Raw genomic sequence first — 15,139 nt, 5'->3', positions numbered from 1 at the left:
ACGGTAAAAAATCCGTTTCGAAAAAAACATGAATCGTCATCCGGGCCTGGTATGGGCTGCCGTACAGGCAAAGCTGGAGTCAAATTGGGACAAACTGTGGTCGCTCCATGAAATGGAACGAACCGGTGGCGAACCGGATGTTGTTGGTTTTGATCAAAAGACCCGGGAATACATTTTTTTCGATTGTTCGGCCGAAAGCCCCAAAGGCCGCAGAAGTGTTTGTTACGACCGCGAAGCGCAAGAGTCACGAAAAGAGAACCAACCCGAAAACAACGCACTAGACATGGCAGCGGCTATGCGTATTGAACTTTTAACGGAAGAGCAATACAGGGATTTGCAAACACTGGGGCACTTCGATACTAAGACATCGAGCTGGGTGAAAACACCTCCCGGTATTCGAAAACTCGGCGGCGCCCTCTTTGGCGATTACCGATACGGCCAGGTTTTTATCTATCACAATGGCGCTCCTTCTTATTATGCGGCCAGGGCGTTTCGCGGCGCACTGCGAGTCTGAAATTTTACATCCTGCCCCGTTTGAAGATTTTGTTTGACTGCAGCAGGCTGACACAGGATTGTGACCTAATTGTTGATCGCCTGAATTTTTTTGTAAAAATCATAGATCATCGCAAATGTCCGCGGCATCCGGAAACAGGAATGGTCAAATTCCCTTGGTATTCTTACGCTTTTCCACTTTTTGTTCCTGACAGGCGGATAAAACGTTGTCGCGAAATATAATTTCCTGCAAATGGTTCCTATCTTACGCCTTGTTTATTAAATCGTAGTCCCTGTAAAAACGAAACTTCCAATTCTTATGAGAAAAAAGTTTACACTTTTCCTTTCCCTGCTTTTTATTGCCTTCCTTCAATCGAATGGCCAGGCGCCTCTCACCGGCTGGTATCTGACCAATGGTACGGTTCGCACAATGGTTCAAAGCGGATCAACTCTTTACATCGGCGGCGATTTTACGTATGTCGGTCCCAACGTTCCTAACGGCACATCGCTAAGTGTCAGCACCGGCGCTCCCGATCTTTCTGTTGCCAGGCCAAATGGAGCTGTTTATACAGCGGTACCCGACGGAAGCGGTGGATGGTACATCGGCGGAAATTTTACCAGCGTTGGTGCCGTACCCCGCAATTCGATTGCGCGGATCAATGCAGATGGAACGGTTCATCCCTGGAACCCCGGCGCGGATAATGCGGTTCACTCCTTACTCGTGAGCGGCAATACGATCTATGCAGGCGGTGATTTCACTTCCATCGGTGGACAGACGCGGTATTTTCTTGCCGCACTGGATGCCACCACCGGAAATGCGACTGCGTGGAATCCAAGTGTCAATAATACGGTTTACGCACTGGCCATGAGTGGCAGCACCGTGTATGCAGGTGGCGCATTCACCGCTGTCGGCGAACAAACGCGGAACTACCTTGCAGCTATCGACGCAACAGGGAGTGCCACAGCCTGGGATCCCAGCGCTGATGGCGAAGTGTATTCGCTGGCTGTCAACGGCAGCACCGTGTATGCCGGTGGAACGTTTAATAACGTTGGCGGACAGGTGCGGTACTACCTTGCTGCACTGGATGCCACAACCGGCACCGCTACCACCTGGGATCCAAGTGCAGATGACTTTGTTCATTCGCTGGCTGTCAACGGTAGTATCGTGTATGCAGGCGGTGCATTTATGTCGATCGGCGGACAGGCGCGGAACCGGATCGCTGCACTCGATGCCGTAACTGGTAACGCAACGGCCTGGGATCCAAATGCCAATAACACGGTCCGCTCGCTGGCCATCACGGGCAGCACGATCTATGTCGGTGGTGATTTCACTTCGATCGGCGGACAAACCAGGAACCGCATTGCGGCACTGGATATCACGACCGGTACAGCAAGTGCCTGGGATCCGAATGCGACCAATACGGTCTATACTGTCGCCTCTAGCGGAGGCACTGTGTATACCGGCGGAGCATTCACCTCTATCGGCGGACAAACAAGAAATCGCATTGCTGCTATCGATGTTTCAACTGGAACAACAACAGCCTGGAACCCCGATGCAAACAATACGGTGTATTCGCTGGTCGTCAGCGGTAGTACCGTCTATGCCGGCGGAGCATTTACGTCGATCGGCGGACAAACAAGAAACCGGATCGCGGCACTGGATGCCACGACCGGCAATGCTTCTTCCTGGAACCCCAACGCAAGCAACTTTGTGCTTACGCTGGCTGTCAGCGGCAGCACGGTTTATGCAGGTGGATCGTTTACATCTATTGGCGGACAGGCAAGAAATCGCATTGCCGCACTCGATGCCACAACCGGTACGGCTACAGCGTGGAACCCCAATTCGAACAACTACGTCTGGTCCATTATTCTGAATGGAAGCAACGCGTATGTCGGCGGCTATTTCACTTCCATCGGCGGACAAACCAGAAACCGCATTGCGGCACTGGATGTTTCTGCCGGTACTGCTACGACATGGAACCCCAATTCGAATAATTATGTTTTGAGCCTCGCTACGGATGGCAGCAACATTTATGCAGGAGGAACGTTCACCTCTATTGGCGGGCAAACACGGAACAAGATCGCGGCGCTGGACATCGCCACCGGCACGGCCACAGCCTGGGATCCGAATGCATCTAATACGGTTAATACCATTGTGCCCAGTGGCAACACTGTATATGTTGGCGGTGACTTTACGGCCATCGGCGGACAAACCAGGAACCGGATCGCCGCAATCGATGCGTCGGCTGGTGTTCCTGCGGCCTGGGATCCGAACGCTGGCGGTAGTGTTTATGCCCTTGCTGTCAACGGCAGCACGGTATATACAGGTGGCCAGTTTGCCACCATGGGTGCTTCGGCGACAGGTAACCTCGCTGCCCTTTCTTCTGTTGTACTGCCGGTAAAACTTCTCTCGTTTACCGCCACTGCGCAACACACCCTTGCAGCGAAAGTGGTGTGCACCTGGGTAACCGCGGAAGAAGAAAACAGTCTCAATTTTATCGTTGAAAGAAGTATAGACAGAAGAACCTACACGGCCATCGGTAGCGTTAGCGCGGTTGGTTATTCCTCGGCGACACAAGCCTATCGCTTTACGGATGATTCCCCGATGCAGGACGTTGCGTATTACCGCCTGAAACAGGTTGATAAGAACGGCTCTTTCTCCTATTCAAAAGTGGTGGCCGTTTCCTGTCGCAAAGACGGCAGCGTGGTTTTGCTTTACCCCAACCCGGTACAGGAGCAGGCGACGCTGATGATTTCCCTGCCGTCTGCACAACAAGTGCAGTACAGCCTCATTGATCAAAGTGGAAGAGTGGTGATCTCCGCGTCTGTTTCATTAAAGGGAGGAAGCAACCAGGTGATCATTCCGGTAAACACGCTTTCCAGGGGACTGTACACCTTCCAGCTCTCGGGCCCTTCTGTCCAGAAACAAATGCAACTGGTCAAACAATAAAGGGGATACAAACGATTTGTCAAAGCAGGACTTCCGGGTCCTGCTTTTTTGTTTTGATCCAATGGCAGCATCCACACCTGGTCAACACAAATGAGGCCAGGACAAACCGATCGCCTTTCTACAATGCCGTGCACTTCTGCCTGCAGTCCTCTCATCCATCATCTGCTTTCAATCTTACGATCGCGACTTACCCGACGAGTCATACCACATAAAGCGTATCGCTACGAACGGCTTTTGCATGTTATTTTTCCATCATACGTCAAATCAAGTACCTTTACTGTGGTCTTTGCAAAAAGCAAGGCAACAGATCAAAACCGCCCTACTGCGCAAAGCTGCTCGCCGTTGCACGGCATGTCCAATCATCCCTCTGCCTTAGGAGGCATCGCACTGATTGTTCACTCAAAACTGCTTTTTATGCGTAACACAAAATCAACCTTGCTCTATCGCTGGTTCGAGGAAGTATGGAATCAAAACCGGGAAGATTCCATCGACCAATTAATGACGACAGACTCTCATGCGCATGGGATCATCGCTCCCGGGCAACCGAAAGGCGCAGCCGGGTTCAAAACTTTTTACCGCGACTTTAAAAAACAATTCGACGCGATCCATATTGCGGTGAAAGATGTCGTTGCCCAGGACGACATGGAATGCGGGCTGACGGAAGTAACGGCCCGGCACCGCGAAACCGGGAAGGCGGTAAAATTTTCCGGTCTTTGCATGGTCAGGGTGGAAAACGGGAAAATCGCGGAGGCATGGAATCACTACGACTTCCTTGGCATGCACCAACAGCTTGGACAGGTTTTAACACCGATGGAAGCAGCCTGACACAGCCAAACTGTGAACAAAAAAATGACTTAACGCTTCGGGAGAAATGCGCCCCGGAGAAGACATCTTTTGTGTGGCATTTGCCAACCTTTGTTTGGCCACCTTCGTCCGGCAACTCAATCTTTCAACAGAAAAACTACAAGCTGCTTACGGTTTACCGGCCATCGCGAAAAAGACTACCTTACAGGTTGATAAAATCGTTCTTATGGCTACCCATCGGCAACCACGCAGGCAGTTTTTGCAAACTGGGGTTACAGCTGTTGTTGCGTCACTTTTCGGAAGCCTTCCGCAAACAGGTTTTGCAAACGCACTTTCCGGTGATAACGACGGTATCGTCGTTCACGAATACGAAGGGATTCAAATTCTCACAAGGCGCAAGATTCCAATCACCATAAAGATCTCCAAAGCGAAGCATGGTGTTCAGGGCATCTCGTTTTGTATCGAGGAAATGGAGCCAAGGCGCAAAATGCGGGTGCACAAGCACCTTTATCATGACGAACTTGTGTTTATTCACCGCGGACAAGGCACCCTCACCTTAGGCGAGCAGTCCATTAACGTCAACACCGGCACAGTGGCCTATATTCCGAAAGGCACCTGGCATGGACTGGATAATACCGGCCAGGAAAAGCTGCAAATGGTTTTCCAGTATACACCTGCGGGGTTCGAGGAGTATTTTATCGAAAACGGCACACCGGTTGGAATGCCGGCAAAAGAAAGAACGGCCGAAGAATACAAAGCCACCGAAGAAAAATACGGGATGGTGTATAAAGACGGGTCCCCGGATCAATAACACCAGCGCACAACGGGCAAGCGCCAATTTGCCTACCTGTGTCACAATCACAATTAAAAATTCTTATCGCTGACTGGAACCATGTAAAAAGTGCCCTGCATCCCGAAACGGGGCGTTCATCATCGGCAAGGAAAAAACTCGAAACGTCTATCTTTATCACAGGCATTGAAGGACGTTACGCACCATGCAAGGCCCTGAATCTTTGCCAATCAATTCCAACCTTCATGATGAAAAAAGCTGCTTATCTCATTTTTGTTTTACTGACACTTTCTCTCCTGTCTGCAGGGCAAAGCTCCCGGCCAACGGTTTTTACGTCCGACATCGGCAATTTCTGGCGTGCTTATGACAGCCTACAAACAACAAAAGACAGTGTACAGCAGGTCCGAATGATCCGTGACCTCTACATTGCTAAGGGCACCGAAGGATTAAAAGCATTTATGGAAGCCAGGGACTATACGGCAGAAGGATGGGTTGACCTGATTCGCAAATATCCCCGGTTCTGGCGCTCCATCCGGCCCAATACACTTACGGTTCGCTCAAAGGCGAAAGAAATAGAGAAAAGCATCCAGGCACTGAAAAAGCTTTATCCTGCGCTGAAGGAAGCCAAAATGTATTTTACCATTGGTGGCCTGCGTTCCGGCGGTACAACCATGAAGGACATGGTACTAATCGGGACAGAAATTGCAACAGGAAACGCGGCTACCGATGTATCGGAATTTCCCGATAACTGGCTTGCGGGTGTTTTTAAAAGCCAGGAAACCAACAATCTTGTTCCGCTCAACATCCATGAATATATCCATACGCAGCAAAACGGGGAAGCGCAAAATCTTTTGGGCCAGGCCATCAAAGAAGGCGCCTGTGATTTCATTACAGAACTGGTCATGCAACAGCCGCTGCAGAGCAACTATCTCCAGTACGGACGGCAGCACGAAGCAGAACTGAAAGAACCGTTCAAACAGCAAATGTTCACCACGGCGTATTACAACTGGCTTTACAACGGCAGTGCTGCGCAAACAATGGCAGACCTGGGCTATTTTATGGGCTATGCCATTTGCAAGGCCTATTACACACACGCGGCAGACAGGAAAAAAGCCATCAGCGAAATCATTGAATTGAATTACGCGGACAGCACAGCCGTTGAAACCTTCCTGCAAAAATCGGCCTACTACGATACACCCCTGAACAAAACAGAACTGGTCCAACAGTTTGAATCCAGGCGGCCAACTGTTTTACGGCTGGAACCATTTGCCAATGGCGATACGTTGGTCGATGCGTCTATCAAAGAAATCAAAATCGTTTTTTCGGCGCCGATGAACAAAAAGGGTTTTTCGATCAACTACGGAAAACGCGGCAAAGCATATGCACCCATTTCCGGCGTGGGCGGCTTTTCCGAAGATGGAAAGTCGTTTTCCCTTCGCGTCGACATGCAGCCGGGGCACGAGTACGAGTTTAGCGTGACCGACAAGAGTTTCCGGTCAACAGAAGGTTACCCGCTCCGGCCCTACGACGTAAACTTTAAAACAAAATGAACAGCCGAAGCAATGCATGGCCGATACTGTGGCAGTTGAAATAGGCAGTCGACAGTACGCAGTTGGCTGTCGAATCGCCATCACTGCTGATTCAGTTGCTGCTGCCGATGTTTCTGCCAACGGCAGCAGCAACTGAATTGTCACCCGGTAGGCAACTGGTAAGCAGAATTAACGTTCACCATTCATTACTTAAAATTTCTTGCATCGGGGAAAAGCTTTTCCTGCTTCGTCACCCGCTGATCCTGTACCGGGACTTTTTCGTCGGCACGTGACAGGGTAAGTAAAGGCAGGTCTTCGTTACCCGTAGCCGTTAGTTTGCGCAACAGCTTTGAAAGGTCGTAGCCTGCTTTCACGATCAGGTGAATCACTTCGCCTTCTTTCTGCACCGTGCCTTCAGCGAGAAAGAGCCGGGCACCAATGATGGCTTTGCGGTATTGCTCCATCACGTTTGGAAAAAGCACCAGGTTGGCAAAACCGGTTTCATCTTCGATGGTCATAAAGCATACGCCTTTGGCTGTGCCGGGCCGCTGCCGCACCAACACAAGGCCGGCTACTTTCACGGGCTGCCCGTTCTGCAATTTTGCAAGGTCTTTGGTGCAGCACACGTGCAATTGCTCCAACTGCGGCCGCACAAAACTAACCGGGTGCGCCTTGAGGGAAAGCGATGTGGTGGCATAATCCTGTACCACGTGTTCGGAGGGCCGGAGCAGCGGCAGTTTCACATTTTCGCCAACGGCATCGGGTGAAGACTGCCCGGCAAAGAGAGCCTGCGGACGGTCCTTCGTACTGACTTCCCACAAAGCCTGCCGACGGTCGAGCCCAAGGGATCGGAAAGCATCGGCATCGGCCAGCCGTTCCAGTGCCGCATCGGAAAGGCCTGCGTCCCGCAAGTCGTTGATGCTGGTGTAAGCACTCGTTCTGCCGGCAAGGAGTAACCGTGTATCGTCTTCCCGCAATCCTTTTACGAGGCGGAAGCCGAGACGAAGAGTCCCCCTCCCCCCCAGGGGAAATCCTCTCCAAACCCCTTTGGTGAAGGGGCTTTCCAACTCACACCCCTCGTTAAAGCAAGAACCAAACTTGGATACAACATCGTTGCAAAGCGAGGAAGGTGCGGAGGCCTCTCCACCCTTGGGGGGCGGGGGGGCTAATTGATGATCCCATCCCGAATGGTTTACATCAACCGGCAGCACCTTTACACCATGTTTCCGGGCATCCTGCACCAGTTGCGCCGGCTGGTAAAAACCCATGGGCAGGCTGTTGAGAATGGCACAGGCAAAGACGTCGGGAAGATAGCATTTGAGCCAGCTCGAAACATAAACCAATTGTGCAAACGACGCAGCATGGCTCTCGGGAAAACCATAGGATCCAAACCCTTCAAGCTGTTTGAACACCCGCTCGGCATAGTCCTTTGCATAACCGTTTGCCATCATGCCCCTCACCAGTTTTTGCTGGAAAAGGTTGACCCTGCCCGGTAGTTTGAACGTCGCCATGCTGCGGCGCAGTTCGTCGGCTTCGGCGGGAGAAAAGCCGGCAGCTGCAATCGCGATCTTCATGGCCTGCTCCTGGAAAAGCGGAACCCCTTTTGTTCGCTGCAGAATTTCACGCAGTTCTTCCGAGGGATATTCCTCCAGTTCTTCATTGTTTCGGCGACGCAGGTAGGGATGCACCATATCGCCCTGGATAGGCCCGGGCCGCACAATGGCCACTTCGATTACGAGGTCATAGAAAGTTCGCGGCTTCAGCCTCGGCAGCATGGCCTGCTGGGCACGGCTTTCGATCTGGAAAACACCGATGGTATCAGCAGCACAGATCATGTCGTAAACCCTTGCATCATCCTGCTCAATATTGGCAAGGGTGAGGTGCAAACCGTAGTGTTGTTTGGCGAGGGTAAACGCTTTGCGGATGCAGGTAAGCATACCAAGCGCCAGCACATCGATCTTGAGAAAGCCAAGGACGTCGATGTCGTCTTTGTTCCATTCGATACAGGTACGACCCGGCATGCGGGCATTGAGGATGGGACAAAGAGACGAGAGCTTATGCCGGGTAATGACAAAGCCGCCGGTGTGCTGTCCCAACTGGCGGGGAAAACCCATGTACTGCTGCGTGAGTTGCAGTGTCTTGCGCAGGTGCGGATCGGCCGGGTTCATACCCGCATCTTTTACGTGTGCATCGCTGATCGCTTCGTCGCTGAAGTGGTGCAAGAGGCTGGAAAGTTTGGTCACCACATCTACCGAAAGACCCATGGCCTTGCCCACATCGCGGATGGCACCTTTCCCGTGCACCTGCGTGACGGTAGCCACGATGGCAGCCCGGTCGCGGCCGTATTTTTCATAAATGTATTGAATCACTTCCTCGCGGCGTTCGTGTTCGAAGTCCACGTCAATATCGGGTGGCTCGTTGCGGGCAGCGGAAATAAAACGTTCAAACAGGAGGTCGAATTTTTCGGGGTTGACAGACGTAATGCCAAGACAAAAGCACACGGTAGAATTGGCTGCCGAGCCACGTCCCTGGCAAAGAATGTCACGGCTGCGGGCAAAGCGCACAATGTCGTACACCGTCAGAAAATAAGCGGCATAATTCATCTGCTCGATGAACTGCAGCTCGTGGTTGATGGCAGCGACAGTTTTAGACGGCAACGGTTCGCCAAAGATCTCCATCGCCCCTTTCCAGGCCAGCTGCGACAGTTCCTGCTGTGGGGTGCGGCCTTCGGTCGTAATCTCCTCGGGGTATTCGTATTTCAGTTCGTCGAGTGAGAACCGGCAGGCCGCAGCAATTTCCTGTGTACGCTGAATGGCTTCGGGGTAGCGGCGGAAAAGGCGAAAGATCTCTTCCTGCGGTTTGAGATAGCGTTCGGCATTGGGAAGCAAACGGAAGCCAGCATTGTGAATGGTGCATTTTTCGCGAATGCAGGTAAGGATGTCCTGGAGCTGCCGTCTTTCGTGGTTATGGTAGTGCACGTCATTGGTGGCAACAAGCGGAACATCACATTTTTCTGCTAGCTGACGCAGACGGTGAAGTTGCTTGCCATCGTCACCGTTGTAACGACGGGTTATGGCAAGTGAAAGCTGGTTGCCAAACGCTGCTTTGTATTCGCTGAGCGCCGCTTCGAAAGAGGGATCAAAATGAAAATCTTCGTTGAGGGTTTCGGGTGGCAAGATGATGAAGTGAAGACCTGCACCCCGTTGAAAAACGTCTTTCTTGTAAAGATGACAGTCTCCTTTTTCCGCACGAAGGTTACCGGTGGAAAGAAGCGTACAAAGATTAGCCCATGCATGAACGTTAGTGGGATAAGCCAACAGCCCCGGGCCATCGAGAAGAGCTAACCGGCAGCCTGGTATCAGGCGGATGTGGTGCTTTTTGGCGGCCGCATGGGCTCGAACAACACCGGCTACTGAATTGCGGTCGGTGACGGCAAGCGAAGTATAGCCCAGGACGGCAGCGTATTCCACTAACTCCTCAGGGTGTGACGCACCACGGAGAAAAGAAAAATTGGTTGTGATCTGGAGTTCGGAGTATATCATGTTTGATTTTTTGAACCACGAAGGCACGGAGCCTCACGAAGAATCTTCCAACTTTTATAGTGCTGGCTTTTTATTCTCTATGCAAAGAACCCGTGCAGGAACCACGACGGTGTTTCCTCTTCGTTGTAATGCCCGGACCGAAACAACCAATACCGCCTGCCTTCTTCGTCTTCCACGCAGTAATAATCCCGGTGTTTGCCATCCTGTATCCACCATTCCTGTTCGATGCGTTCGGGTCCGTCGGCTTTGACGATCTTATGCACTGAGCCTTTGTAACGAAACAACATCGGCGGGTAATCGGGAATAGGTGCCGTGACGTCGATCCGTTCGGGAGGCGACAACAATTGCAAAGGCCGCGGACGATCCAGTTTCCAGCCGGCAGCCGGCAGTTCGTCCAACGAGGCTGCCTTTTTAAACGAACGCTCGGGCCACCAGTGTTCTGCAGGCAGGTAACGGCAAATGGCTTCCTGTCCCAGCTTGCCTGCAAGACGATCCACCAGTTCGGCCAGCCGCGGATCCTGGAGGCCGCTCCCCTCCTCCCACAAGCTTTCCTGGAGCGGTGTGGCATCTTCCACTTTTGTTGCTTCGAGCAGGAAAAGTTCGATGCCTTCTTTGGGTTCGATTGTCGACAGCTTCAGGCTGAAAAGATGAAACAGGTGTTCTTCGTTGTGGGAAGAACGGTTGGTGCCGATCTCGATGCCCTGTGTGCCGCCATCCACGCGGTAGACGCGAAAAAAAGCGCTTCGCAAACCTTTGCCTTCTTTGCGAAGCCGGTCGCACAAAGCCGCTAACAGGTGGTGCAAGGCGATTTCAATTCCTGTTAACGTGCGAATGGGTTCCAGGCAGGGCAAACGTTCCTGGAAAGGCTCCGGGGGATAAACCGGCTGGATGCATTCCTCTTCATCACCCAAGGCCTGGTTGATGCGTTGGATAAGCTGTGCACCAAACCGGCGGCGCAGGGAAGTTTGCGGCAAGGCCATCACGTCTTTGATCTGCCGCAGTCCCAGCTTGTGCAGGCGAACAATCATCTCTTCTTCCAAACGGAGAGAAGAAACCGGCAACGAAAGCAATATTTTCCGGTGGTGGCCGCTGTCCACGACCGGTGCAGTGTTTCCGTAACGGGCCACGGCCCAGGCAGCGCCGATGGTGTCGGCCATGGCTGCACGAACCGAATACCCCCTTGCCGTTAAGCGTTTACAGATATCTGCCAGGTAGGCATCTTCCCCACCCCACAGATGCGCACAGCCGCTTGCATCGAGTAGAAGGCCACCGAGTGGGTCGGGAGCAGCAACGGGTGTAAAACGAATACACCATTCGGCCATGCGCTGGAGCAATTGCTCCGCCAAACCTAGTTTGTGCTCCAGTGCCTGTAAAGAAGGAACCAACGCTTTTGCATCGGCCAGCGTGGTGCCGGTGCGGATGCCCAGGGAAAGCGCCGCCGGGCTCACAGCCGTCACGACGATGCGGTTGCGCACCGGTGCTTTCAGCACAAAAGGCATGTTGTGCAACTGCGGCTGTTTACGTATGTGCCAATCCGTAACCAGGCAGGGAAGCCAGATGGAAACAAAACGCCTGGCCATATCAACCGGTTTTCTTTTGTGCCTCGCGGTGAAGAATCGCCAGTTTCGAAACAGTACGGAAGGCACCTTTCACCCATTCCACGTTCCAGCTTCCGGGTTTGCCGTTTCGGACCTTCAGCAAGCTAACCTGCCAGCGTGGATAACCAACACCGGGAAGATCGTCCGGCTGGCCGCTGCGGATCGTTTCTACCTGCCAGCGGGTTACAGAAGCTGTCGTGCGGTTTTTGGGATTCCGGCGAATAACAAAGCAACCCACGCCGCTTTGCTCAATCGCCAGTTGATAACGGCGGCTGGCCGTAAAACTCAGCTCCTGCATTTCACCAATAACCGCCGAAAGTGAGCGGCATTTCAGGGCTTCTTCCACCGCCCAGGCCACCTCTTTCTCTTTTTGCAGCTCGAGAAAAATAACCTGCCCGGGCTGAATGCCAAAAGCGTTCAGGGCAGGCGGAAAAATCCTGCGGGAAGAACTGATCCACATCACAACACCTTTGCTTTTCGTCAGGGCCGAAACGATGCCGGAAATGAAAGCCATGGATGCAGTGGCACTTTCCTGGCTGGTGCAAAAAAATTCATGGAGTGCCGACCGTGGGAAGACGCCATGTGGAAAGGCTTCGTTTATGCGCCCCAACCCGGTTTCATCCACGGCTTGAAGAGAAGGCGATTTGATTCCCTGCAACAAAAGAATGTCGCGTTGCAAACGGGCAAGGATGTCTGCTTTTGCTGGCATGTGGTCGTGGTTAGTAAGAAAACAAAATTACTAAATTTTTTAGCAAAGTTTTTACGCGAGTTTTCCACCGATTGAATCAACTGAATGGATCGGGAAAGAACAGGTGGGCAGGTCGCAGTTGACAGCCGTGGAGATTTAGCGGCTATTTCAACATGAGATTTTCATTTTTCAACGAAACGTATTGCAAAATGCAAAGGAGAACAACAGCAGGTCATATCCCACTATCTCAGTATCGCAATATCCATTTTACCATATCGCAAAATTGCAAACGCTATAGACCTTGTCCTCATTGCCGCACAAGCACGACAAACCCATTGGCCGGAATAACCAGTGAAAGCTGTCCCGGCCAAGCAGCGATGACCGCACCCGCATTGCCTGTATTTTGACCACCATAGAGGGCCGCATCGCTGTTGAAAATTTCTTTCCATCCGCCACCGGGGATGGCCGCCGCATCTTTCGCTATGACATAACCGTTATCGAAGGGCCGGTTGTTAAGACTTGCGACCACGATCACTTCTTCCTGCCCGCTCCAGCGCTTGAACGCGATCACGCGGTTTTGGTTAGACTGGTGCACGATGTCGATATTCCGGCTGCGGATGCAGGACAACCGGCGGCTCAGCGTAATCAGGTCCTGGTAAAAATGAAACAGTGCGCCACCGTTTGCAATGCGTTCGCCGGTAATGTCTTCGCGGTGAGCCAAAAAGCTATTGAACCGGTAGGGCTGCTGCGCACCGATCTCCTCTCCCATGAAGAACATGGGTGTCCCTGCCGAGAGAAGAGTCAACCCAAAACAAACCCGCGACCGCGACTCGGCAGCGATCCGGGTAGCGCCAAAGATGGCTGCATGGTTTACCGCCGTTACAAGTGTACGGGCCGTACCGCCGGCATTGCCGGCTTCATCGTGCGACTCGTGAAAGACCACCTGCCGGTATTGGGTGTTGTACAAAGCCGCAGAAAAGCTGTCCATGGGCAAGGGATCATCTCCGCCGAATCCGGCTTGTTTCAACAACCTTGCTTTACCGCCGGCCATATCCGAATCTCCGACCAGGTGATGATAATAGGCCGCCTCCCACCTGGCATCAAAACCGAGTCCGCCCTGGGCAGGCGGCTTGGTCACAGCATCCCATTCGGTATGGTCTTCCGCAATCAGCAACACGCTTGGCTTGATCATTTTCAGGGTGCGGCTCCACTCCCGCAAAAATTTTTGCCCAAACACATTGGCTGCTCCCACTGAACGCCCATCGGCATGCAGGGCATTGTCGCGGTGAAGCGCCTGTGTCAGGTCTACCCGTAAGCCGTCGACATGCATTTCTTCCACGAGGAAAGCGGCAGCACTGATAAATTGCTGGCGCACGGTTTCTTCCCAAAAACGCGGTGTAAAGCCACTCGAGCCGTTGTCGAGATACCCGCCTTCCGCAAATGTGTAATCAGTGGAGCGGCCTTCATACCAGTAGTAAATATTTTGCTCCGGCACGGTCGAATCGTATTGCCACTGGGCTCTTTCGGCGCCGGGATCGTAATGATTGTAAACGACATCCTGGATCACCGCGATACCGCGGCGGTGGCATTCGCGAACAAAATGCCGGTACTGGTCGCGGCCGCCAGCGCTTGCCTCAATGCAGAGATGGTGGCTGTCGCCATAGCCCCAGGCAACATTGCCCGAAAATTCGGCCATGGGCAGCAGTTCGATGGCATTGATGCCAAGATCCACCAAGTGATCGAGAAAGGCCAGGGCGTCGGCCAGGTTCCCGGGACCGGCTTTGCCAAAACCCAGCGAACCCACATGCAGTTCGTAAATCACCAGGTCTTCGAGCCCCGTGGGTACCGGCAGGCCGGCAGTAAACTCGGTTGCCCAGAAATCCTCGGCCGGTACTAGGTTTGGCGGCACCGTGCCCGCAGGTACGGAAGAAAATGTGGACCGCACGACATCCGGGTCGATGACCACACTGCAACTCACCGTGCCATCCAACTGGTCCGGGGTACCGGGATACGCATTTCCTCCAGGGTTGAAAGCACCCTTGCCGATCTGGCTGCGGGAAAAAATATCGGTGCGATACACTGTTTTTCCCTGCGCATTTTCGATGCGGTACATGTAAGGCACACCCAGGCAGGATGCAAAGTTTTCCCTGAGCACGCCAGCCCAAATACCGGCATCGTTTGCGGCAAGCGGAAGAACGCTTCTGGCCGGGTCGATGCCGCCGCCGTTGTCGTCGATATAACCGTTGGATGGATCGCCAAACACGACTTCCACCTTCCTGGCATTCGGTGCCCAAACTGCAAACCGAACCAACGGTGCAGCACCCGCTGTTGCACTGTGCTTGTTGGCACCCAGCCGACGCAGCCAAGTGAAATAATAGGTTTCCTCCTGCCCTTCATTCCCGCTCTGAAGACGAAATTGCCGGAAGCGTTCCGTGGAATTGACATCCTGCAATTCTGTAGGAATGCCCCAGAAATTACTTCCCTGTGGCCCATCGAGCAACACCCCCCACCGAAAGGTGTGATGGCTGTCGGCGAGGTCCAGCGAAACAGAAGCGGTAAATACCGGGCACCCGTCTTCGCCCGTGATTTCCGTCATCGGGCTTTCGGTCCAGACATCGGTAAAATGGCCCGTTGCATCCCAACTGCCCAGCAACCGGGCATTGCGAAAAATGGGTCTTTTCAAACCCGTGACAAAGCGGAAGGTGACAGTCTTTGTTTGCATATGCGAACAGTTAGACAGTAAGTT

General features: G+C 52.8%; 9 protein-coding genes. 5 read left to right on the top strand and 4 right to left on the bottom strand.

Going from position 1 to position 15,139, the window contains the following annotated elements; translation table 11 throughout:
• Positions 1-28 precede the first annotated feature (28 nt).
• From D6024_RS18990 to D6024_RS18970, 5 genes are all read left to right on the top strand, one after another.
• On the top strand, positions 29-514 hold the full coding sequence (locus D6024_RS18990; RefSeq protein WP_121356332.1) for a DUF4256 domain-containing protein: 486 nt from the start codon (positions 29-31) through the stop codon (positions 512-514).
• A 297-nt stretch (positions 515-811) separates the two neighbouring features.
• On the top strand, positions 812-3,442 hold the full coding sequence (locus D6024_RS18985) for a T9SS type A sorting domain-containing protein (protein ID WP_121356331.1): 2,631 nt from the start codon (positions 812-814) through the stop codon (positions 3,440-3,442).
• 414 nt (positions 3,443-3,856) lie between these two features.
• Complete coding sequence (locus D6024_RS26850; RefSeq protein WP_162944878.1) at positions 3,857-4,267, top strand: ester cyclase; 411 nt, start codon at positions 3,857-3,859, stop codon at positions 4,265-4,267.
• Between the two features lie 205 nt (positions 4,268-4,472).
• A complete protein-coding gene (locus D6024_RS18975) occupies positions 4,473-5,057 on the top strand; it encodes a cupin domain-containing protein (RefSeq protein WP_162944877.1) in 585 nt (194 codons plus the stop codon).
• Between the two features lie 224 nt (positions 5,058-5,281).
• Positions 5,282-6,586, top strand: coding sequence for a gliding motility protein GldB-related protein (locus D6024_RS18970; RefSeq protein ID WP_162944876.1), 1,305 nt, complete (start codon positions 5,282-5,284; stop codon positions 6,584-6,586).
• Between the two features lie 185 nt (positions 6,587-6,771).
• On the opposite strand, the gene D6024_RS18965 is transcribed toward D6024_RS18970, so the two are convergent.
• The 4 genes from D6024_RS18965 to D6024_RS18950 all read right to left on the bottom strand — a co-directional run bounded on the left by D6024_RS18965 (position 6,772) and on the right by D6024_RS18950 (position 15,115).
• Positions 6,772-10,107: an error-prone DNA polymerase gene (locus tag D6024_RS18965; protein WP_121356327.1), complete on the bottom strand. Its 3,336-nt coding sequence runs from the start codon at positions 10,105-10,107 to the stop codon at positions 6,772-6,774.
• Between the two features lie 77 nt (positions 10,108-10,184).
• Entirely contained in the window at positions 10,185-11,687 is a 1,503-nt protein-coding gene (locus tag D6024_RS18960; protein WP_121356326.1) for a Y-family DNA polymerase, read from the bottom strand.
• Between the two features lies 1 nt (position 11,688).
• Positions 11,689-12,414, bottom strand: a complete 726-nt coding sequence (locus D6024_RS18955; RefSeq protein ID WP_121356325.1) for an ImuA family protein — start codon at positions 12,412-12,414, stop codon at positions 11,689-11,691.
• Between the two features lie 286 nt (positions 12,415-12,700).
• The gene (locus D6024_RS18950) at positions 12,701-15,115 is read right to left on the bottom strand and encodes an alpha-amylase family glycosyl hydrolase (RefSeq protein ID WP_121356324.1); all 2,415 of its coding nucleotides are present in this window, start codon (positions 15,113-15,115) and stop codon (positions 12,701-12,703) included.
• Positions 15,116-15,139 lie beyond the last annotated feature (24 nt).

The organism is Flavisolibacter nicotianae (assembly GCF_003628535.1).
Taxonomy (GTDB): Bacteria; Bacteroidota; Bacteroidia; order Chitinophagales; family Chitinophagaceae; genus Flavisolibacter; species Flavisolibacter nicotianae.
This window is presented reverse-complemented; position numbering and strand designations above follow the sequence as displayed.